The sequence below is a fragment of the Mycoplana sp. MJR14 genome (assembly GCF_029210525.1).
Classification (GTDB): Bacteria; Pseudomonadota; Alphaproteobacteria; order Rhizobiales; family Rhizobiaceae; genus Mycoplana.
On the sequence record NZ_JARGEO010000001.1, the window covers coordinates 307,314 to 326,926 of the forward strand.

Annotated in this window: 23 protein-coding genes; 10 read left to right on the forward strand and 13 right to left on the reverse strand. The window is 58.9% G+C overall.

Annotated elements, in window-relative coordinates; all coding sequences use genetic code 11:
• Positions 1–41 precede the first annotated feature (41 nt).
• Positions 42–482, forward strand: a complete 441-nt coding sequence (locus tag P0086_RS01500) for a GNAT family N-acetyltransferase (RefSeq protein WP_345799295.1) — start codon at positions 42–44, stop codon at positions 480–482.
• A 334-nt stretch (positions 483–816) separates the two neighbouring features.
• On the opposite strand, the gene P0086_RS01505 is transcribed toward P0086_RS01500, so the two are convergent.
• The 8 genes from P0086_RS01505 to P0086_RS01540 form a co-directional block, all read right to left on the reverse strand.
• Positions 817–1,218, reverse strand: coding sequence for a DUF1622 domain-containing protein (locus tag P0086_RS01505; protein WP_275782176.1), 402 nt, complete (start codon positions 1,216–1,218; stop codon positions 817–819).
• 144 nt (positions 1,219–1,362) lie between these two features.
• On the reverse strand, positions 1,363–2,961 hold the full coding sequence (locus P0086_RS01510; RefSeq protein WP_275782177.1) for an MFS transporter: 1,599 nt from the start codon (positions 2,959–2,961) through the stop codon (positions 1,363–1,365).
• Positions 2,958–3,401 carry a DoxX family protein gene (locus P0086_RS01515; protein WP_275782762.1) on the reverse strand — a complete coding sequence of 148 codons (444 nt, stop codon included), beginning with the start codon at positions 3,399–3,401 and terminating at the stop codon, positions 2,958–2,960. The genes P0086_RS01510 and P0086_RS01515 overlap by 4 nt, the downstream gene beginning before the upstream one ends.
• Positions 3,402–3,562: 161 nt before the next feature.
• Positions 3,563–5,545, reverse strand: a complete 1,983-nt coding sequence (locus P0086_RS01520) for an amidohydrolase (RefSeq protein ID WP_148179032.1) — start codon at positions 5,543–5,545, stop codon at positions 3,563–3,565.
• The gene (locus P0086_RS01525) at positions 5,545–5,832 is read right to left on the reverse strand and encodes a XapX domain-containing protein (RefSeq protein WP_112599769.1); all 288 of its coding nucleotides are present in this window, start codon (positions 5,830–5,832) and stop codon (positions 5,545–5,547) included. Before P0086_RS01525 ends, P0086_RS01520 begins: the two co-directional genes overlap by 1 nt.
• Before the next feature lie 66 nt (positions 5,833–5,898).
• Positions 5,899–6,588, reverse strand: a complete 690-nt coding sequence (locus tag P0086_RS01530) for a hydrolase (protein WP_148189504.1) — start codon at positions 6,586–6,588, stop codon at positions 5,899–5,901.
• Between the two features lie 686 nt (positions 6,589–7,274).
• Positions 7,275–8,192, reverse strand: a complete 918-nt coding sequence (locus tag P0086_RS01535) for a LysR family transcriptional regulator (RefSeq protein WP_112608100.1) — start codon at positions 8,190–8,192, stop codon at positions 7,275–7,277.
• Between the two features lie 72 nt (positions 8,193–8,264).
• A complete protein-coding gene (locus P0086_RS01540) occupies positions 8,265–9,197 on the reverse strand; it encodes a VOC family protein (RefSeq protein WP_275782178.1) in 933 nt (310 codons plus the stop codon).
• Between the two features lie 111 nt (positions 9,198–9,308).
• Between P0086_RS01540 and P0086_RS01545 the strand changes: the two genes are divergently transcribed.
• Positions 9,309–10,208 (forward strand): LysR family transcriptional regulator, encoded by a 900-nt coding sequence (locus tag P0086_RS01545; RefSeq protein ID WP_148179030.1) that lies wholly within the window; start codon positions 9,309–9,311, stop codon positions 10,206–10,208.
• A gap of 49 nt (positions 10,209–10,257) precedes the next feature.
• On the opposite strand, the gene P0086_RS01550 is transcribed toward P0086_RS01545, so the two are convergent.
• From P0086_RS01550 to P0086_RS01560, 3 genes are all read right to left on the reverse strand, one after another.
• A complete protein-coding gene (locus P0086_RS01550) occupies positions 10,258–10,932 on the reverse strand; it encodes a gamma-glutamylcyclotransferase (protein WP_275782179.1) in 675 nt (224 codons plus the stop codon).
• 121 nt (positions 10,933–11,053) lie between these two features.
• Complete coding sequence (locus tag P0086_RS01555; protein ID WP_275782180.1) at positions 11,054–11,503, reverse strand: Rid family hydrolase; 450 nt, start codon at positions 11,501–11,503, stop codon at positions 11,054–11,056.
• A gap of 93 nt (positions 11,504–11,596) precedes the next feature.
• On the reverse strand, positions 11,597–12,433 hold the full coding sequence (locus tag P0086_RS01560; protein ID WP_345799288.1) for an alpha/beta hydrolase: 837 nt from the start codon (positions 12,431–12,433) through the stop codon (positions 11,597–11,599).
• Positions 12,434–12,978: 545 nt separating this feature from the next.
• Between P0086_RS01560 and P0086_RS01565 the strand changes: the two genes are divergently transcribed.
• From P0086_RS01565 to P0086_RS25265, 5 genes are all read left to right on the forward strand, one after another.
• Positions 12,979–13,296: a PepSY domain-containing protein gene (locus P0086_RS01565; RefSeq protein WP_112599761.1), complete on the forward strand. Its 318-nt coding sequence runs from the start codon at positions 12,979–12,981 to the stop codon at positions 13,294–13,296.
• An 18-nt stretch (positions 13,297–13,314) separates the two neighbouring features.
• A complete protein-coding gene (locus P0086_RS01570) occupies positions 13,315–13,917 on the forward strand; it encodes a general stress protein (protein WP_112608364.1) in 603 nt (200 codons plus the stop codon).
• Between the two features lie 368 nt (positions 13,918–14,285).
• A complete protein-coding gene (locus tag P0086_RS01575; protein ID WP_275782182.1) occupies positions 14,286–15,194 on the forward strand; it encodes a PhnA-like protein in 909 nt (302 codons plus the stop codon).
• A 121-nt stretch (positions 15,195–15,315) separates the two neighbouring features.
• Positions 15,316–15,960, forward strand: coding sequence for a class I SAM-dependent methyltransferase (locus P0086_RS01580; protein ID WP_275782183.1), 645 nt, complete (start codon positions 15,316–15,318; stop codon positions 15,958–15,960).
• Between the two features lie 264 nt (positions 15,961–16,224).
• Positions 16,225–16,482 carry a hypothetical protein gene (locus tag P0086_RS25265; RefSeq protein ID WP_148179026.1) on the forward strand — a complete coding sequence of 86 codons (258 nt, stop codon included), beginning with the start codon at positions 16,225–16,227 and terminating at the stop codon, positions 16,480–16,482.
• Between the two features lie 52 nt (positions 16,483–16,534).
• Here P0086_RS25265 and P0086_RS01585 read toward each other — a convergent pair whose 3' ends face one another.
• On the reverse strand, positions 16,535–17,026 hold the full coding sequence (locus P0086_RS01585) for a hypothetical protein (protein WP_148179025.1): 492 nt from the start codon (positions 17,024–17,026) through the stop codon (positions 16,535–16,537).
• A 338-nt stretch (positions 17,027–17,364) separates the two neighbouring features.
• Between P0086_RS01585 and P0086_RS01590 the strand changes: the two genes are divergently transcribed.
• From P0086_RS01590 to P0086_RS01600, 3 genes are all read left to right on the forward strand, one after another.
• Positions 17,365–17,556, forward strand: a complete 192-nt coding sequence (locus tag P0086_RS01590; RefSeq protein ID WP_148189498.1) for a hypothetical protein — start codon at positions 17,365–17,367, stop codon at positions 17,554–17,556.
• Positions 17,557–17,698: 142 nt separating this feature from the next.
• A complete protein-coding gene (locus P0086_RS01595) occupies positions 17,699–17,941 on the forward strand; it encodes a DUF982 domain-containing protein (RefSeq protein ID WP_112599755.1) in 243 nt (80 codons plus the stop codon).
• 23 nt (positions 17,942–17,964) lie between these two features.
• Positions 17,965–18,213, forward strand: coding sequence for a DUF982 domain-containing protein (locus tag P0086_RS01600; protein WP_275782184.1), 249 nt, complete (start codon positions 17,965–17,967; stop codon positions 18,211–18,213).
• 763 nt (positions 18,214–18,976) lie between these two features.
• Here the strand turns inward: P0086_RS01600 and P0086_RS01605 are convergent.
• Positions 18,977–19,237, reverse strand: coding sequence for a DUF982 domain-containing protein (locus tag P0086_RS01605; RefSeq protein WP_275782185.1), 261 nt, complete (start codon positions 19,235–19,237; stop codon positions 18,977–18,979).
• Positions 19,238–19,613: the final 376 nt, after the last annotated feature.

The window sequence follows — 19,613 nt, forward strand, 5'->3', positions numbered from 1 at the left end:
TCAGGCGCCTATCAAGCAAAGACGTAGACGTGCTTCGCCACATGCGCCTGGAGGCGCTGTCGCACGAACCACTCTCCTTTGCGAGTGTCTTTGGCGATTGGGTCCGCCTCACCGACCGGGAATGGCGCCAAACCCTGGCCCAACCTGTGTTTGTCGCGTTTTTGAGCGGGGTGCCCGTCGGCATGATGGGGCTCAGGTTTGAGCATGCAAGGAAACTGGCCCATCGTGCAAAACTTGTGAGCGTCTATGTGCGGAAGGGCGCGCGCGGGACCGGGGTAGCGGCCCGCCTCTTGCACGAGGTTACAGAGCATGCGCGAAACCGTGGCGTTCTGCAGCTGGAACTGGCGGTGAATTCTGAGAACGCGAGGGCGATTGGCTTCTATCAACGGCATGGGTTCGTCGAGACTGGCCGTATCCCAAATGGCTTCCTGGGCCATGGTCGCGAGAACGAGGAGGTGATCATGGTGCTGCGCCTGATGTAGGCCGTGATTCGGTTGCGACAACCGACGCCGCCGCCCCGAAAGTGGCTCTCCAGCATTGCACGAAGACCGCGATGCGCCCTCCTCAGTCGACCGGCGGTACATTGCCAGGAAAGCCGCCACGAGCCGTACGGCACTGTGCTGCTGAAGTGACCTGTTCGGCAGTCGATCAGGGCAGATACGTCTACGACCGAGGAAGACTAGACCTGACCATCGCCAATTCACCAGTGCCAGAAAATTCGGGGCCAAAGCAGCGAATTTCAGCGCTCATCAGCAATGCCGATGAAAGTGTTCAACGTGAGCAACTTGTTCGCAGCCCGCCGCTACTAGGAATCAGTCACGGAGGCAATCGTCCGCTCCCACGCCGGGCATTCCTCGACCACGGCCACTGACCATCGATCTCGGCCTCGAGCGAAAAGCTCAGGAAAGTTCGAATGAGGACGATGAGCCCGAGAAGGCCGACGCTTTCCCACGTCAGAGGAGCAATGATAGTGGCGATGATATCGGCCCCTATCAGGATTTCGAGCCCAAGCAATATCCCCCGCCCGAGATTGGCGCGATAGCGCTCATAGGCATCGCGTTGTCCGGACAAGAGCAGATCCCGGATGTAACCGGCCGTTGCCACGGCCACGCCGATCAGGATTACGCCGACTCCGAAAAATTCGAGCCCGGTTGCAAGCGGTTTCAACACGGGAGCGATCAGGTTGGCGAGACCGCTCGCTTCACTACCAATGTCCATTTCAGTATCCTCTGTAAAAAACTGAAAAGTTCTGACTCCCAGTTTGTGTCAATCGGGTTCGGCACCTGACGTGCTGACGAAGAGAGCAACGCGCGTGGCGGCATAAAGGGCGGCGGCTGAAGCCGCCGCCTGCTCAAGTCTTCGCTATGCGGCACCAGGCCGATTAATCGTCAGGAAGTGACGGACAACAGGTTTCTTGGGACCGACATGGTAGGCCAGCACCTTGCGCTGCAGGTCGGCGTCGGCATTGGAGACCCGCTTGTGCTGACGAAGATGTTCGGCCCAGGATTCCACCATGAACCATTCGACCATCTTCTCCGGATCAGCCGAGTCCTCGGTGACACCCCAGCCATAGGCACCATCGCGCCGGCGCTCGTTGGAAAGATGATCGATGGCGTGGAGGAATGCGCTGCGGTGCTGCTTCTCGACCTTGTACTCGATCAGGATCAGAACCGGACCACGGTCATGTGCGACGGGTTCGGCGACAAGAGGCTCAGGCCAGTGGTTCGAAGGCACGAGGTCGGCGTCGCCGGTCGGCAGTTTCACGCGATGCATGAGGACCCCGGCGATGAGCAGGCCGATGGCCCCGATGACCAAGGCGGACTGGATGCCGACAGCCTCGCCGACCGCACCCCAGCCGAGGCTTCCGGCCGACATCGCACCGTTGAAGACGGTCAGGTAGACGGCAAGACCGCGGCCGCGCACCCAGTTGGGAAGGACGGATTGGGCGGCGCCATTGAGTGTCGTCAGGGCGGTGATCCATGCGGCTCCGAGGAAAAGAAGTGCTATGAGCGCGACAAATTTCGGCGGAGCAAGCGATAGGACACTCATGACGATGGAAGTGATCACCGCCGCACCAAGAAGAAGACCGTCGGAACTCAGGCGTTCGCGCAGTTTCGGCATGACCAGCGCACCGCCGATTGCGCCTGCTCCGACAGCACCAAGGAGTATCCCGTAGAAGCCGGCATCACCACCGAGCAATTGGCGGGCAACGAGCGGCAAGAGCGCCCACACGGCGCTGGCGAAGGCGAAGAAGATCGCGGCGCGCAGGAGGACCACGTGCAGCGGCGTGCTGGAGCGGGTGTAGCGAAGTCCTGCGCGGAAGGCACCGAAGAAATTCTCCTGAAGCGCGTCATTGGCATTCTTCGCACGAGGCCACCAGACGAGAGCAGCAATGACCACGATGTAGCTGGCAACGTCCGCCCCATAGGTGATCCCGGCTCCGAAGGCGGCAAGAAGGAGACCGCCCGCGGCAGGCCCGATGGATCGGGCGATATTGATGCCGAGCGAATTGAGAGCGACTGCGCTCTTCACGTCCTCGCGCTTCACCAGTTCCGGAACGATTGCCTGCCAGGTCGGCCCCATGAGCGCCGCACCGATCCCGCCAAGGAAGGTCAGGCCGATCAGCGCGCTGACCGAGAGCATTCCCGTCTGCGAGAGGACCATCAGGGAGATACTGACGAAGGCCAGCAGCACCTGGACAGCGATCAGGAACTTGCGGCGATCGAGGATGTCGGTGAGAACTCCCGCGGGAATAGCAAGCAGGAAGATCGGCAGGGTTCCGGCCGCCTGAACCATTGCGACCGCGGCCGGTGATGCCGAAAGATCCGTCATCAGCCAGGAGCTTGCGACGTCCCGCATGAAGCTTCCGGTATTGCCAAGGACGGTGGCGCTCCAGAGAACCGCAAACACAGGCTGTGCGAGTGGCGCGAAGGTTCCGCCGGATGCTTTTGCAGCGCTCATTTGCCTGCTCCCTTGGTGAGGTCGAATGCGGCGACGAAGAGAAATGCCCCAGCGAGGCCAACATGTTCAAAGAAGGCATTGGTCGCCATCGTGCGGTCCATGCCGGGAGCTATCTCCCAGAAACGGAGGGCGATGAGCGTTGCCATGAGCGTAAAGCCAGCGAGCGCCAGCGCTCCGATCCAGCGAAACAAGCCCGAGATCACCATGGCGGAGGCCGTCAGTTCAAAGACGATGACAGAGACTGCAAAGAAAGGGGCCGGGTGGAGACCGAAGTGATCCATTTCGGCCAGGGCACCATTGAAGTCGAAGATTTTGGTGAGTGGGCCTTGGACGTAGGCTGCGCAAAGAGCCAACAGTGACACCGTCCGAGTGACCGGAGAGCCGATGACGCGTGCCAGATTGCTCCGGATCGGATTTGACGTATGAGAGTGGTAGGTCATTTCAGCTCCTGCATGTTCGCCGCGACCGGCTGCTTTTGATGGAGCGATATTGGCCGGTAACCGCCATGCCAACAATTGCAGCAATAGTTTCGATTCAATTGCAAAATGCACAATTATGAGGTGATGCTCGGGTGGCATCCAGTCACCCGAGCTCAGGCTCGTCAGACGGCCCAGCAGGAGCAACCAAGTGCGCCGAAGAACCCCTTGAGGTCGGCGATCGGAAGCTTGGATGTCCAGGCTCCGGCATGGTCGTGGCCGTGCACGCCGCAATCGCTGGCGCATCCGCATGTGGAGATGGCGGTGCGGCGCAAGGATCGAGCGCCCGCGCCCTCCGGTTCGCCCCAGGCCGCGTAGCCGCCAAACCTGCGTACGGGAGACCAGTCGGGCATCGCGGGTGGGATGTCGTTCTCGTCGAGCGTCTTAAAATCGCCTGCACCATAGACGATCTTGCCGCCGACCATGGTCAGTTCCGAGGTGAGGAACGAAATCTCGTCCTCGGCGCAGGAGAAGAAGTCCCTGTCCGGCACCACCAGATCGGCGAACTGACCCTTCTCGATGCGGCCCTTCTTGCCCTCTTCATTGGAGAACCACGTGACCTTCTCAGTCCACATGCGCAGCGCAGTCTCCCTGTCGAGGCAGTTGGCTCGCGGATAGAGTTGCATTCCGCCGACCGTCTTGCCGGTGATCATCCACGACAGCGAAACCCACGGATTGTAAGAAGCAACGCGGGTGGCATCGGTGCCGGCCGATACGTTCACGCCCTTGTCGAGCATGCGACGGATCGGTGGGGTAGCCTCAGCCACGCCGTGACCGTACCGCTCAACGAAGTATTCGCCCTGGTAGGCCATGCGGTGCTGCGTGGCGATGCCACCACCGAGTGCGGCGATACGGTCGATCGAGCGATCCGAGATGGTTTCGGCATGGTCGAAGAACCAGTTCAGTCCTTCGAGCGGAATGTCCTTGTTGACCTTCTCGAATACGTCGAGGGCGCGAGAGATCGTCTCATCATAGGTAGCATGCAGACGCCATGGCCAACGGTTTTCCGCCAAGACGCGGACGACCTCTTCAAGCTCGCCTTCCATCTCCGGGGCCATCTCCGGACGAGGCTGCCGGAAGTCTTCAAAGTCGGCTGCGGAGAAGACAAGCATCTCGCCGGCACCGTTGTGGCGGAAGTAATCGTTGCCCTGCTTGTATTTGACCGATTGCGTCCAGTTGAGGAAGTCCTGCTTCTCTTCCTTCGGTTTCTGGGTGAAGAGGTTGTAAGCCAGCCGGACCGTCATCTGGTTGTCGTCAGACAGCTTCTGGATGACCTCGTAGTCGTCCGGATAGTTCTGGAAACCACCACCCGCGTCGATTACGCCTGTCACTCCAAGGCGGTTCAGTTCGCGCATGAAGTGGCGAGTGGAGTTGACCTGATAGTCGAGAGGAAGCTTCGGACCCTTCGCAAGTGTCGAGTAGAGAATGCCTGCATTCGGCTTGGCGAGAAGCATGCCCGTGGGGTTTCCGCTGGCATCGCGCATGATCTCGCCGCCGGGCGGGTTCGGCGTGTCACGGGTGTAGCCGACTGCGCGCAGAGCGGCGCCGTTGAGCAGCGCACGATCATAAAGGTGCAGAAGGAACACGGGCGTATCGGGCGCGACAGCGTTGATCTCCTCGATGGTCGGCAGACGCTTTTCCGCGAACTGATGTTCGGTGAAGCCGCCGACGACGCGCACCCACTGCGGGGCGGGCGTGATCGCCACCTGGCGCTTCAGCATGTCCATCGCGTCCGCTAGCGAGCGAACACCATCCCAGCGCAGTTCCATGTTGTAGTTCAGGCCACCGCGAACGACGTGGGTATGGTTATCGATCAATCCGGGCAGAACACGCTTGCCCCTAAGGTCAACGATCTTAGTGCCAGAACCAGCCAGCGCCAAAATTTCGCTGTCGGATCCGACTTCGAGAAACAGGCCATCCTTGATGGCGATCGCCGTCGCATTCGGATTGGTCCGGTCAAGGGTCGTTACGCGGCCGTTGTGGAGGATCAGGTCGGGATGCATGGTGTCTACTCCGGTCTGGTTGGGATCGGCGGCTTTTGCGGAGGAGAAGAGCTTCGAGAACGCCAGGCCCGACGCGCCTCCAAGAAAGGATCGCCGCGTCGTCATCAGCTCCGCTCCTCCACATTCGCCTTCGCCTGATCGGCAAGGTCGATAAGATCGCCGCCCTTCGGCATGTGGCCGAATACGTGCGGTTTAATCTGATAAATCCACGAAATGGCCGCCGGCTCCTTTGCCCAAAGCGACTTCGCGAGCGGGAGGATCTGCTCGCCGACCAGGATGCCGAGAAGGCCGACCAGGGCAATGACAGGCGGAGCCGGCGAGCGGACGTTCAGGAGGCTGTAGACGATGCCCACAAGCAGGCCTGCACCGAGAGAAAGAAGATAGATTTTCACGGGATGTCCTCCACGGTTAGCGAAAGGCCGCACCGACGGGGTTATCGGAGCGGCCTGATCGGGCTCTTACTTTGCGGGGTTCGGGCCGATGCGCTTGCCGTGCTTGACACGTTCCTCTGCGCCGTGAACCATCGTGTAGGCGTAGTCGACGCCCATGCCGTACGCGCCGGAATGCTCCTTCACAAGCGTGGTGACCGCATCGTAGGTTTCCTTCCGTGCCCAGTCGCGCTGCCATTCGAGCAGAACCTGCTGCCAGGTGACCGGGATCACCCCCGCCTGCACCATGCGATCCATCGCGTATTTGTGTGCATCCGAAGAGGTGCCGCCGGAAGCATCCGCGACCATATAGATCTCGTAATCCGGAACGTCATGGAGAGCGGAGAGGGCGAACGTCGTGTTGCAGACCTCGGTCCAGAGGCCGGAGACGACAATCTTCTTGCGACCGTTGGCAGCGTTCTTCGCGAGCGCATCGCGCACGTTCTGGTCGTCCCAGGAGTTCATCGACGTGCGTTCGAGAATGTCGTTCTCCGGGAAGACAGCAAGCAGCTCGGGATACGTGTTACCAGAGAAGGATTGCGTCTCGACCGTAGTGATCGTGGTCGGAATATTGAAGATCTTGGCGGCCTTGGCGAGGCCGACGACATTGTTCTTTAGCGTCTGGCGGTCGATCGACTGCACGCCGAAGGCCATCTGCGGTTGCTGGTCGATGAAGATGAGCTGGCTGTTGGCGGGAGTGAGAACTTCGAGCTTGGACATGAGATTTTCCTCTTCGGTTGTTTGGACCGCGAATGCGGCGGGTTAAATTGGGCAGGGCCTGTCGGACGAACGTCCTGGAACAGGGCTTATAAGGCCCTGTGTAGGTCGAAACCGATGCTTTCATTCCCTCGTTGCCACGGCTTCTGAAAGGAAACGTAGTCTGATTTGCGCTTGTGCAAAATGGCAATATTAATTGCGAATGAGTTGCCTTTATTGCAATAATTACTCTGAAGTTCGGTTGACCTGCGGACGTCACACGAGGCTACGCAACGCGACCATTCAGTCCAAAATTTGCTCAAGAAAATTCCATTCGAACAGGCGGCCCTGAGGTAGTTTGCAGTGTCGCTGTTCACGCATATTCGGCGTGGAGCGATTTGGCTGACTGCGCTAAGGCGAGACAGCCCATGGACAACAGGAGAGCGGCATATGAGCCGCGAAATGCGTGGCAGCCTGCCATTGAGCATTGACGCGACTAGATGGTGAGCACTCTGTAAGCGCGGGGGTTCCATGTCGCGATCACTTTGTCTTCTGCATGCTCTCAACACCCGTTGCTCCAAATTCATGGTTCGATCTATGCCGAACCAGGAAACGGGCGCCATGTCACTGCACACTCCCATACAGGACAAATGAGAGATCGGAGAAGCCCGTCATTGTAGAGTGACTATCCATGCATATGGATAAAGCCACTAGCGTGTGCCGGTCTCATCGTCGTAGGCAGAAAAAACACCCGCAACCCAGTCTGCAAAGACCTGATACTTGACACTCGGAAACCGACCCGCTGGTCTTGCAATGTGGACAGGGTAACGTGGCGGCGCCCAATCTCTCAAGATTGGTACCAGGGCGCCACGAGCGATATGGGGCCGTGCCAAGAATTCAAACGTCTGCCCGATACCCAGTCCTGCTAAAATTCCATGCAAATGCGCCGTCGCATCACTGGTGGAGAGCTTAATGGGGCTGTAGATTTCTATTTTCTGATCGCCATTCATCAGTCGGACGGGTGCAGCCTTCAGACTACGTGCAAAAAAGTACTGCACGACAATATGGTCACGCTGCAGATCCGATGGCGAAGAAGGCACGCCGTGTTTTTCGAGGTACAGCGGTGTTGCGCAGGTCACTATCTCAACGCTGCATAATTTCCTCGCAACGAGAGATGCGCTGGGCAGATCGCCGGCACGGATAACGCAGTCTATGCCCTCTTCGACGATGTCGGCCTGACGTTCTGTTACACCAAGATGCAACTCGATCTCTGGATAGAGCGCGTAAAACTCCGGGAGCCGAGGGATCAAAATCGAATTCGCGAAGGTTCCTCCTACGTCAACCCGAAGTTTTCCCCTGGTGGCTAGGCGCCCACGGGTCGCCTCATTGTTCATATCGTCGAAATCGGCGATCAGGCGAATGGCGCGCTCGTAATAAGCAACTCCCTCAGGTGTCACGTTGACTGAACGTGTCGTGCGTTCGATCAGTTTGAGGCTCAAGCTTGCCTCAAGATCCTGGACAAGCTTACTCACGGTCGAGCGTGGCGCACCCATCGTGTCTGCAGCCTTTGCAAAGGATCCCGCCTCGACGACACGAACAAAGGCTCTGATCGCTCCCAATTGATCCATTGCCATCTCTCCATCGAGAATTATGTGTGAGACGTCCAAAATTCGAAATGCCATCAGTTCTGAGTGGTCTTTTCAGGCAGCCAATGGCTCGAGATTCGCCTGGATCTGATCGCGGAAAGCTTCATATCGGCCCGGTAGCTTGAGCGCTTCTCCGAGATGGGCTGTATCCTCGTCGCGGTTGAATCCGGGCTCGTTTGTGGCGACCTCGAAGAGGATGCCGCCCGGCGTGCGGAAGTAGATCGCCCAGAAGTAATCGCGGTCGATGACGGGGGTGACCTGATAGCCGGTGTCCATCAGCGCCTTGCGCACCTCGAGCTGCTTCTCGCGGGTGTCGACGGCGAATGCGATATGGTGCACCGAACCTGCACCCTGTCGCGCAAACGGCGTCTTTGGCAATGCCAGTAGATCGATCGTGTCCGCTCCGTTGCCGTTGGGTATAATGAAGCGTACAACATCGTCCTCCTTCTCGGCCCGCTCGTAGCCCATGAAGCCGAGAAGCTCCTCCGTTGCAGCGGTGTCGTGCAGGCTGAAGCGTGCGCCCGCGAAACCGCGGATGGCCGCATCTTCTGGAATTCCATCTGCGAGCCATGGAGCACGCCTGTCGTCAGCGGACTCGATAAGCGCAAAGCTGTCGCCGTCCGGTCCCATGAAGCGGAGTCGCTCGACGCCGAAGACAGTATCGCGTTCCAGACCGTCCACGCCGTGGGTTGTAAAGCGATCCTGCCAGAACTTCAGCGATCCCTCGGGAACGGCGAACTGGGTCTCGCCGACTTCACCGACACCGGGGCGGGCACGCATCATGTTCGGGAACGGAAAGTAGGTCATCACCGTCCCGGCCGAGCCCGTCTCGTCACCATAGTAGAGGTGATAGACGCTCGGGTCGTCGAAGTTGACAGTCTGCTTGACACGACGAAGACCAAGCGTGTCGGTGAAGAAGCGGTTGTTCTGCCGCGCGTCCGATGCCATGGATGTCACGTGGTGCAGTCCCTTGATGTCCTTGATCATCTTGAAGCCTCTCGTTTTGTGGTTCGGTGTTGATAAGAATGTAGAGCCGTTGATCGCCGCTCGGAATTGCAATATTCCTTTTGATTGAATTGCGCTTTGCGAAATAATGAGATGAACGACTACAAAGCTCTCCGAACCTTTCTACTCGCCGCTGAGAAGCGGAACTTTGCCCAGGTCGCCCGCGAACTGGACATGACGCCAGCAGCCGTCACACGGGCAATCGCCGCCCTCGAGGCCGAACTTGGCGTGCAGCTCTTCGTTCGCACGACGAGACAGGTATCGCTGACAACCGACGGCGCAATCTTTGCCGCGCAGATCCAGCCCGCGGTGAAGACGCTTGAAGACGCGCGGCGCGAAGTCATGAACGCACACAAGGCGGACGAGGGTCGGCTGCGTATCAGTGCGCCGACATGGTTCGGCAAGACGGTGCTGCCGCCGATCCTGTGTGGGTTCAAGGAACGCTATCCAAAGATGAGCTTCGAGATCTCGCTGTCGGATGGATTGGTGAACATCGTCGACGACGACTACGACCTGGCGATTCGCATCTCGTCGCAGCCTTCGGACAAGTTCACGATCTGGAGAAAGATCCGGGTGGTGCCGCGCATCCTGGTCGCCGCTCCCGGCACCAGTTTCGCCGACATGCAGCACCCGAACGAACTGAAACCCGACGACTGCCTCGCGTACAGCGGCGAAAGCCGGCGTGAGAACTGGGTGCTCTCGGACGGTGGGTCAAGCATCACGATTTCGGCAGGCAGAGCCTTCAGCGCGAACAGCGGAGAGGTCCTGGCGGACATGGCCGCCGATGGCGCGGGTGTCGCGCTGCTTCCAGGATTCAATATCGCCGATCACATCAGTAGCGGTCGCCTTGTCCACGTCTTCAAGGGATGGGCGCCTCCTGACCTGTGGCTGACGCTGTTCTACCCGCCCTACCAAGCCCTCCCGCCAAGGATTGCGTCATTCTCCAAGTTCTTCGAGGAGCAGGTCGCGGCAAAGATGGTCATGTTGGACTGACGCACGCAAATGCCCGTCACATGATCTCGCCCACCCGTTTCAAATTCGATCATGCTTGGAATGCTCGAAGCCTAGCTGCGACTAGTTGCTGGAGCTGCCACAGGTTTCGATCATAGATCTTGCGATCCGCCAGATCTGAAACCGTCCGATGCAGGTATTCCGCGCAAGATCCGGCAGGTCCACATGCCTGGGCGATCAACCTTGCCGCCTCTTCGAGGGGGATCTTCTCCGTGAGCGGAGATTGCCTGCCACTCGCCCAGAACGTGAGTGCCCGCCGGACACCGGTCGGTGTCTTCACCGAAACCCAACGCAGCATGTCGCACACTTCGTCATACCGAATCTCTCGCGCCAGAAGAGTACGCAGATGATCCCTCTTGGTGGTGCACGGAAGCTTCTGGACAAGACCTGAACAGCTTCCTCCTGGCCGAAGCGCAAGCATGAGACCGGGCGCGTCAGAGGTTGCCCTGAGGCGTTCGATCCTCAACGAGAACGCACGGTGCCAGCCGTAAGCGACCGCCTTTTCGCTGGCGGCCACCTCGAAACCCGGGTTCCACATCAAGGATCCGTACGCGAACACCCATATCTCCTCGTCATCAGCCTCTTCCTCAACCTTGCTGACGAGATCGTCGAGCTGCTCGGGCGAGATCGGATTCCAATTGGGTTCCGGTCCCTCGTCTTCGACAATTCTGATGGTTGTGGCGACGAGGTCGGGGGTGAGTTCCATGGTACCAGGCGCGGGCGCCTTGGCGGCCGGTGTTTTTGGCATGGTGTGAACCGATTCAACGGGTTTGCCGCCCGAGGCCCATCGTCTCCGGCGGTTCATGGAGTGGCTGCCGCCCGATCAATCAGCGGGATATGATTGCCCGGAACGTGATTTCGACGATCTGCTCAGGGAAAGCCAGCGCCGAAACCCCGATCAGGTTGCTGGCGCACTTAGGCACATCCGTACCGTACATTTCCTTGCGCACCTTGGATCCAGCTGCAAACGCGCTGGGAACATCAAGCACGTACAGTGTCTCTTCGACAACATCGTCTAGCGTCGCACCATATCTGGCGAGCAGAGTCTTTGCATTGACGTAGGTCTGGCGGATCTGGCTCTCCATCTGCGAGAAGTCTGCAGGCCGCTTATTCTCATCGAGTTCCGCCGGAGCGACAAGTTTGCCGTTGCCATCATGGCTCAACTGGCCCGAGACATAGATCGTATCCTTGACCTGCACGGCCTGAACGTATCCGAAGGCGCGCTCCCAGGCGACGCCATGGTTCTCCACTTTCTTGGACGGGTTGCTGTTCGTCATCGTAGGTTCCCTCTATCGAATGATGGCGCGCCGGGTAGGCACGCGTGTTCATGGTGGCGACGGATGCGGGAGGCCCACCCGCCGTCGGATCGATCAGGCTTTCACGAAGGCCAGGAGATCGGCATTCAGGACATCGGCGTTGACGGTCAGCATGCCGTGCGAGAAGCCGGAATAGGTCTTGAGCGTGCCATTCTTCAAGAGCTTGGAAGACTTCAGTGCGGAATCTGCGATCGGCACGATCTGGTCGTCTTCGCCATGCAGGATGAGGGTTGGAACGGCAATTGCCTTCAGATCTTCCGTCTGGTCAGTTTCAGAGAACGCCTTGATGCCGTCGTAATGCGCCTTCGCGCCGCCCATCATGCCCTGGCGCCACCAATTCTCGATCACGCCTTCCTGGACCGTCGCGCCATCCCGATTGAAACCGTAGAACGGACCAGCCGGAACATCACGGAAGAACTGCGCGCGGTTGGCGGCAAGTGCCGAGCGAAAGCCGTCGAAGACTTCCATTGGCAGACCTTCTGGATTCGCTTCAGTCTTGAGCATCAGTGGAGGTACTGCGGAAACGAGAATCGCCTTGGCGACGCGGCCGGCTGGCTGGCCGTGCTTGGCGACGTAGCGAGCGACTTCACCGCCGCCGGTGGAGTGACCGAGGTGGACGGCATTCTTAAGGTCGAGCGCTTCGACGACGGCGAAGGCATCCGCGGCATAGTGATCCATATCATGGCCGTCGGAAACCTGAGCGGAACGTCCGTGACCACGGCGATCATGCGCAACGACGCGATAACCTTTCGACAGGAAGAACAGCATCTGGGCATCCCAGTCGTCCGACGACAGCGGCCAACCGTGGTGGAACACGATCGGCTGAGCGTCCTTCGGACCCCAGTCCTTGTAGAAAATTTCGACGCCGTCCTTGGAGGTTACATATGCCATTGTGTTGGTTCCTTCGGTTGAGCTGGATGCTGATGCAGTCTCGGCTGCCAGACTGAGAGACGGTGAAATCGCCATGGCTGCGATGGCGCCACCGGCGGAACGAAGTGCGCTCCTGCATGTCATGGAAGAAAAGGTCTGCGTCATTTTTTTCTACCTGCGGCTTCTTCGTCGACGCGACACTGAGTTCGTCTGACGGGCTGATAGTGCCGCAAGCATATGGCGCTAACAATTGCGCCAACAGTTTCGATTTTATTGCGGAATCTGAAATGGTGACGGGGGTCGTCGGTCGCGATGGCTCCTCATCATTTCCTCACGCTACGGTCCGATCAGCCCAGTTCCTGAGCGCTCAAGGAGAGGCAAACGTCCCTCCCCTTCGCCAAAGCTTTAGTAGAAGTACGGGCTTTCGACCTTGACGGTGCCGATATGGTGGGTTCGGGATGACTTGCGCCTCAAACAACTCTCTCGTGTTCCGATTACGGAACAATTGGGCGCTTCGATGCTTCCTTTCTCGGTGCCCAACAAGGGCATGAAAGTGAGGAACACCGATGAAAAGACAGGTTATTTTGGGCGGCATCGCCATTGCGCTCGCGTCCACAGTTGCGCTTGCTCAGGAAACCCCACCGGCAACTTCAGGCGACACGCCGGCCGTGGCCACTCCTGCAGAGCAGAATCCGGCGGCGCCGGTGGCTGGCGAGAACAGTTTCACCGAAGAACAAGCGAGAGAACGGATCGCTGAGGCCGGATACCGTGAAGTGTCCGCCCTCAAGCTGGATGAAAGCGGTGTCTGGCGTGGCACAGCCATGAAAGAGGGCAAGTCGGTAGCCGTCGCGCTCGATTTCCAGGGCAATGTTGTCGCCAACTAACGCAGGAAGGACAAAATGATGAGAACGGTAACAGGATTGTTCGATAACTACGATGATGCAAGCCGCGCAGTTGACCAGCTGGAATCAAGCGGCATTCCGTCAAATGACATCAGCATTGTATCGCATGAGCGCAGCCGCCAGCCAGAGCATGATACCAAAGCAGCGGAAGGTGCTGGTACCGGTGCGGGGCTGGGTGCGGTTGCAGGCGGCACAGGCGGGCTTCTCGCCGGGCTCGGCATGCTCGCCATTCCCGGGGTCGGACCAGTTGTCGCAGCTGGCTGGCTGGCAGCCATGGCGGCGGGTGCGGCTGCAGGAGCCGTGGCCGGCGGAGCGGCGGGTGGCATCATCGGGGCGATGATCGATTCGGGTGTCTCTGAAGAAGACGCACACTTTTATGCCGAGGGTGTGCGACGGGGCGGCACCATGGTGGTGGCCCGGGTCGACGAGAGCCGAGTGAATGAAGCAGAGGGCATAATGCGTGCAGCCAACCGTGTCGATGTCGATCGCCGTCGATCTGCCTATGCGCAGGAAGGCTGGACCGGGTTCGATGCATCACTCGATCCATATTCTCCGGATGAAGTCGACGCAGAGCGCGCGCGCTGGCGCAGGCCAATAGCCTAAGCAAATGGATCCCATTCCATCTCCGTGCAGATGGAATGGGATCATCAGCCGCGTTTTGCCAGTGCCGTTCGGCTCTGCGTGTTACTCATTGCGCCGGGCACCCCCCCCAACAGTCATCATCTCCGCCGGTCTCCCAGGTCTCGCGCACCTCTGGTTTCAGAATGTCTGCCTTGAGCGCGCATATGCCGGGCGGCACGCATTAAGTTGGAGGCAATGCGGCGACTTGGCGGCCGGTCGTGCCCGGTTCATCCGCAAGTGAGCCGCTTCGGTAGGCGATGTAGTATTCCAAGCAGACCTGCATCTTGGAACAAGTGTGGCGGAAAACAGTTCAAGACCATCACAGGCACCTGCAAATGGAAGGATCTGCCATGACTACGCCCGCTTCTTCCACCCTTCCCCACGAAAGCACCGCCACGGTCGCGGTCTCCGACACGGCTACTCTGAACAAAGTCTCCTGGGGAGCAGTCTTCGCCGGCGTTGCCATCGCTCTGGCTGCCCAGGTCCTACTGAATCTCCTGGGCGTCGGCATCGGAGCCGCCGTGCTGGATCCGTCCGGTTACGATAATCCGGAAGCCAGTACATTTTCCATCAGCGGGGGCATTTGGTTCGTAGCCTCCGGTGTTGTTGCATCGTTTATCGGCGGATACGTCGCCAGCCGCCTATCCGGCCGCCCGAGTAATTCCACCGGTGGCTATCATGGGCTGACTACGTGGGCGGTCGCCACCCTTATTGTAGTTTACCTGCTTACCACGTCCGTCGGCACGCTCATAGGCGGGGCCTTCAGTGGATTGACCAGCGTAGTCAGCGGTATCGGCCAGACCGCTGCGACGGCTGCTGCGACGGCTGCCCCAGCGCTCGCAAATTCGGCCAACCCGATGGCGGGAATTGAACAGCAGATCCGCTCGTCTACCGGCAGCGACCCGCAGGCGCTTCAGAGCGCGGCCGTTGCTTCGTTCCAGGCTCTCGTGAGCGGCGACGAAGCCCAGGCAGAAGAAGCTCGTGGCCGGGCTGCGGACGCCCTTGCAAAGGCGCAGGGAATTCCTCTCGATCAGGCGCGCACGCAGGTTGAGCAGTACGAACAGACCTATCGTGATAATCTGGAGGCTGCCAAGCAGCGGGCCGCCGAAGCTGCAGAAACGGCGACAGCCGCAGTTTCGACCGGTGCATTCCTGGGCTTCGTGTCTCTTGTGCTTGGCGCTGTGGCTGCCTGGTTTGGTGGAATGTTCGGCACCAAGCGCAATGTAGTGCTGTCGGACATCGGAACCCGTCACCTTTAGATAAAACTTCGGCCGAGCACTGGTCGCGCGGCAAGCTCCATGGCCTTGGCAAAGGCATCGACGGGTTCCTTCCGGAAATGGTCGCCGACTTTAGAGTGTAGCTCTTGTTTCGGAAGTGATCATGTTGAGCATCACAGACACCGCTGTGCGGCAAGAGAAGATCTATCGACGTTGGGCGCCGGTTTACGACGTCCTTTACGCTCGGCTTTTGAGGGCCGCGCATCGGGCGATTGCAGCCTCTTCCTCCGATGCCGGCCGCGATATCCTGGAAATCGGTGTGGGAACTGGCCTTGTCCTACCCCACTATGCAGCCCATTGCAAAATTGATGGAATTGATGTCTCCGCCGAAATGATCACCAAAGCACGGGAAAAAGTTACACGAAAAGACATAAGGCAGGTTCGAAGTCTGAAAATCATGGACGCACACGAACTGGGGTTTCCTGACCACTCGTTTGATGCAGTCACCCTTCCATTTGTGCTCACTCTCCTTGCCGATCCGGAGCTCGCGCTCAACGAGTGCGCGCGCGTCCTTCGCCCAGGCGGTCAGATTGTCATTGCAAGCAGGCTGAGCAGCGGTCTGGGGCCTCAGGCCAGGATCGCAAAAGCAATAGAGCCGCTGGCGCACTGTCTCGGCCTGAGTTCAGCATTTCAGATTTCCACGATCATCGACTGGGCGAACTCCCGTTGCGACATAGAGGTCGCCGAGATCCATTCATTTGCTCCCGCTGGCTTTTTCAAGTTGATCCGTCTGAAGAAGGCCGGATAAGCCGATAATTCTCTTATCTCTACAGCGCTGCACTCATGGGGATAGCGCTGGCAGACATGGAATGCTACCGGTTTCTTCCTGAACGCGACAGTTCAGGGCCTCGACTTTCAACGAAACGACCATCGGGCTTGCCGGCGAACCTTTCGGGCAACGGCAGAGCACCTGTTCAACTTGCTGCCGCGCCCTATTTTCCCAATGTCGCTCCCGGGGGGGCGGCACGGAGTTGATGAGGAGCCTCGCGCCACTTTGTCAGGAGGAATTGTTGTGTCAACGATCTTGCTCGGTGCAGCCCTTGTCTTCTGTGGGGTTCTGTTCTTGTTTCGGGGAGCAATCCGGCGACGGCCGCTAAGCGATCTACGAAGCCCTTCACCGTCAGCGAGAGAGCCGACGCTTGAACCAAAAGGTCAGGCCCTGCGATTCCTGGGGCTCGCGCGAAACTGGCCTGGGTTCGCGATGATTGCCGCCGGGGGCGTCATGTTGTTGCTTGGGGCGTGGCGGTCGGGCGTTACCGTTCTGCCGTGACCCACCTACTATCCGCTTGACGCTGCGGTCGCAAACGTAAAGCCGACCCGTGTCATCCCCTCTCCTGGTGCCGCCTTCCGCGCCTCTGCCCTTCGACGAGATCGGCGGGGTTTATCCGCATTGCCGCAATGATCGCGAGCGCTTTTGCCGGATCATCGCAACCGTTTCTGAACAGATGGATAATTCGGCGCGCCAATGCGCGGGCTTCTTCACTGTCCCGGTGATACCGCGGGGTTTGATTGGCAAGGTCAAAGACAGAGCGCATCACGCTGATATCATCAGGCATGAAGGTGCCTTGGCGGCGCCTACTGTCGTCAAACGGTGTCGCTCGCCTCCGATGTTTGGCGGCTGCCATTCCCACGCTCGCCAACTTGTCACCGTAGACGAGCCCCCGATCATAGAGGTTTTTGAGATATTGGCGCAGCCAAAGTCTTTCCGAGGGTTCGGATCCAAACCAGGAATGCGAAGCGATTTCATCCACAAGACCCGCAAGAACTGCGTCTCGTTCTTGGGGATCAACGACTAGATGGGTTTGGGAGTCCACTACGATCTCCTTCCATTGGGGCGGAAGAAGCCAACTCCCTGTCGCCGGCGCCCGCTCAGTTTGCCGATGATTGGGAATTATGCGCTCGCGGCTCGAAAAATGAAAATAAAATTGCGCTGTCTTGCAAGGGCCTGCTGCTTCGCCGCGCGACCGAAAGGGGCCAGCGTTTCTATCTTCCGGCTGAACCGGCCCTTAGAGCCGAGAAGATCCCCGCCCGCTCCTGCCCCGGTCGCATGCAGCCGTGCAACGAGCCGAGGCGACCCTCAGTTGGCCGGTAACGAGGAACCTTGCCGCTTTGCAATCGTTCAAGTTTTAGAACCCTGAAAGGAAGCGATAAGATGGACAAGATCCAAGTCATGCGGATCTACGCGAAAGCACGAGGCATCGGCACCTACCGCCGTCCCCCGCCTATGGGCGAAGTCAAAAGTGACTATTGCCCGATGGATACCTCCCGTCCCACCTACGCAAAGATCGTCAGTACGTCTCCTGCTACCCAAGTTGATCAGGAGCCGACGCCAGAACATGTTTAATCGTGCAAGAGGCGCCGCGTCACAAGGCTGACGGAAATCCGAGCACGCGTCTTTTTGAACACCGCAGTCTTTTGGGAGGGAACTCGTGGCCACGCTCGCGGTTTAATGGACGACCTCGACAACCTGATACAGGGAGACTGCGATGGAAAGAGGAATTTGGTCCCCTCCCGTCGAACTTAGATTTGGCCTCGGCGGAAACCGTACGGTAACCAGCGCCTTTGAGGCGCTGATCTGCCTTGAGGATATCTGGCCGAAACGGACGGACGCCGAGTACACGCGCGCCAAGATTGCTTGCAAAGCAGCACTTGCGGGCCGGCTCACCCCCGGCGAAGCGCGTGAGGCTTTCGTAAGCGCGGCGGACCAATGCAAGCTCGTGTTACGCTAGCCGAGGAACCTGAGGAAAACGCGATGGATCCGAAGTTCTGGAATAAACCACTTTGCTATGAGAGCGCCCTCACTGGCGAATGGCGGGTGGTGGATAGCGCTGCTGAAGCAATTTTGATCCTTCAGAACCGTTGGCCGCTCAGCCGTGGCAGGAGGCTTGCCAAAGCTCGCAAGATTTGCCTCAAGGTTCTGGAAGGCAAGCGGTCCGCAGAAAAGGGACGCAAGTCGTTCATCAGGGCTGCCAAAGAGGCACACGTCCACGTCGAAGGTTGACGCGCAGAAACTCTGCACTTAACCCGCCGCCGAGCCTTTGGGGGCCAATTCACAATGGGATCGCATAGCGCTGAGAAGCGCAGCCATAATGAACCGCGGTTCATAACTTTGTCCTAGCGTTTTTTGTGGAAAGGCAGACTACACCCGAGCCGCCTCGAACAATTGAGTGACTGTAATATCTGATCTGCCCTGGTTTTCCTCCAGAGAACGTTCAGCGGACGGACGCATGCCTGCCATCATCAGGTCAACAGGCGCCGGGCCGGAACTAATAGCCCGCTGTATTGTTGTCATTCCGTCAAAAAACAGAAGTGGAGATGAAAATGAACCAGATCATCTACATTGTAGGGTTGGTCGTCATTGTGCTCGCCGTGCTTGCATTCTTTGGATTTCGATAAGACGGCCGTTCCGGTCGACGGTCAGGCCAATCTCAACGAAGCTCAGCTGTCACCTCGCCGGTCGGCTATAAGCCTTCGTCGCTTTGTAAGCGGCGCGTCGGGAGACGGTTCGGTACCCGTTGGAATCTCGTCCTCAGTCATACCTGTCTCCCATGTCGCGCAAACAGTGCGTAGGGACGCCCAGGATTTTGAACACGGCTGGTAACCTCCCTTGGTGCTGGCCATCCAATGTCCGCGATGCGTGCCGCGCACTGTGCCGTCACTCGGTAAACTTACCCCGCGGTCGCTGTAACTTGGCCTACTCTGCGCCGAGCCCTAGCCATCGTCGCCCGGCCTAAACACGGCGAACACCCGCATACGGGCATCGGCTACGCCGCAAATGGTGTCTTTTCCTCACTGACAATGGTAAGACCCGCTTCTTCCACTGCGGACAAAAAGGCGTCTCGGGCATTCTCGGAGGGACTGCGGCTCTGGGCCGCATCAAGGCAGATCTGCTGCGCCTTGTCCCTTTCGGGCCCCTGTGTCGGCCAACCTATCATAAGCGACATTGCTGCCGCATAGGGGCCGTGAATTGTCTGGCGCCCGGCACCATCAACTGTGATCTCAACTGGACGTTTCCATTTTGCCATCAGTAGGCTCCTCTTGGAACATTAACAACGGCGAAGCCTTCGAGTTCCGCCTTTTTTCGTGAAATCAGCTCGTCGGGCCGCAGAGACACGCTCGTTGACGTCAACACCATTTGTTGCCTTCAGCCTGGCTCGCCCGGGACCATGACGCGGTCCATCGAGCCAGCGCAGCAGCCCTGCCACCGGTGGTCCATATCAGTGTATGCCGGTGATGTGGCGGGAGGCAGGGCTGCATCACTGTGAGTTGCGGGGGGAGCCAGCTCGCTCAACAAGGCCAGCCAAATCTGACGCCAGGAACCATCCGGGATTTGCGTCGTTTAGGCCCGGCGGCGGCCGCTGCAGTGAAGGGCCTGGCACAGGTGAATAACAATGATAAATA

What these genes read in the sequence shown, in the direction of transcription:
- P0086_RS01500 (WP_345799295.1), top strand. Translation starts at nt 42, where the DNA reads ATGCGCCTGGAGGCGCTGTCGCACGAACCACTCTCCTTTGCGAGTGTC.
- P0086_RS01505 (WP_275782176.1), bottom strand. Translation starts at nt 1,218, where the DNA reads ATGGACATTGGTAGTGAAGCGAGCGGTCTCGCCAACCTGATCGCTCCC.
- P0086_RS01510 (WP_275782177.1), bottom strand. Translation starts at nt 2,961, where the DNA reads ATGAGCGCTGCAAAAGCATCCGGCGGAACCTTCGCGCCACTCGCACAG.
- P0086_RS01515 (WP_275782762.1), bottom strand. Translation starts at nt 3,401, where the DNA reads ATGACCTACCACTCTCATACGTCAAATCCGATCCGGAGCAATCTGGCA.
- P0086_RS01520 (WP_148179032.1), bottom strand. Translation starts at nt 5,545, where the DNA reads ATGACGACGCGGCGATCCTTTCTTGGAGGCGCGTCGGGCCTGGCGTTC.
- P0086_RS01530 (WP_148189504.1), bottom strand. Translation starts at nt 6,588, where the DNA reads ATGTCCAAGCTCGAAGTTCTCACTCCCGCCAACAGCCAGCTCATCTTC.
- P0086_RS01535 (WP_112608100.1), bottom strand. Translation starts at nt 8,192, where the DNA reads ATGGATCAATTGGGAGCGATCAGAGCCTTTGTTCGTGTCGTCGAGGCG.
- P0086_RS01540 (WP_275782178.1), bottom strand. Translation starts at nt 9,197, where the DNA reads ATGATCAAGGACATCAAGGGACTGCACCACGTGACATCCATGGCATCG.
- P0086_RS01545 (WP_148179030.1), top strand. Translation starts at nt 9,309, where the DNA reads ATGAACGACTACAAAGCTCTCCGAACCTTTCTACTCGCCGCTGAGAAG.
- P0086_RS01550 (WP_275782179.1), bottom strand. Translation starts at nt 10,932, where the DNA reads ATGGAACTCACCCCCGACCTCGTCGCCACAACCATCAGAATTGTCGAA.
- P0086_RS01555 (WP_275782180.1), bottom strand. Translation starts at nt 11,503, where the DNA reads ATGACGAACAGCAACCCGTCCAAGAAAGTGGAGAACCATGGCGTCGCC.
- P0086_RS01560 (WP_345799288.1), bottom strand. Translation starts at nt 12,433, where the DNA reads ATGGCATATGTAACCTCCAAGGACGGCGTCGAAATTTTCTACAAGGAC.
- P0086_RS01565 (WP_112599761.1), top strand. Translation starts at nt 12,979, where the DNA reads ATGAAAAGACAGGTTATTTTGGGCGGCATCGCCATTGCGCTCGCGTCC.
- P0086_RS01570 (WP_112608364.1), top strand. Translation starts at nt 13,315, where the DNA reads ATGAGAACGGTAACAGGATTGTTCGATAACTACGATGATGCAAGCCGC.
- P0086_RS01575 (WP_275782182.1), top strand. Translation starts at nt 14,286, where the DNA reads ATGACTACGCCCGCTTCTTCCACCCTTCCCCACGAAAGCACCGCCACG.
- P0086_RS01580 (WP_275782183.1), top strand. Translation starts at nt 15,316, where the DNA reads ATGTTGAGCATCACAGACACCGCTGTGCGGCAAGAGAAGATCTATCGA.
- P0086_RS01590 (WP_148189498.1), top strand. Translation starts at nt 17,365, where the DNA reads ATGGACAAGATCCAAGTCATGCGGATCTACGCGAAAGCACGAGGCATC.
- P0086_RS01595 (WP_112599755.1), top strand. Translation starts at nt 17,699, where the DNA reads ATGGAAAGAGGAATTTGGTCCCCTCCCGTCGAACTTAGATTTGGCCTC.
- P0086_RS01600 (WP_275782184.1), top strand. Translation starts at nt 17,965, where the DNA reads ATGGATCCGAAGTTCTGGAATAAACCACTTTGCTATGAGAGCGCCCTC.
- P0086_RS01605 (WP_275782185.1), bottom strand. Translation starts at nt 19,237, where the DNA reads ATGGCAAAATGGAAACGTCCAGTTGAGATCACAGTTGATGGTGCCGGG.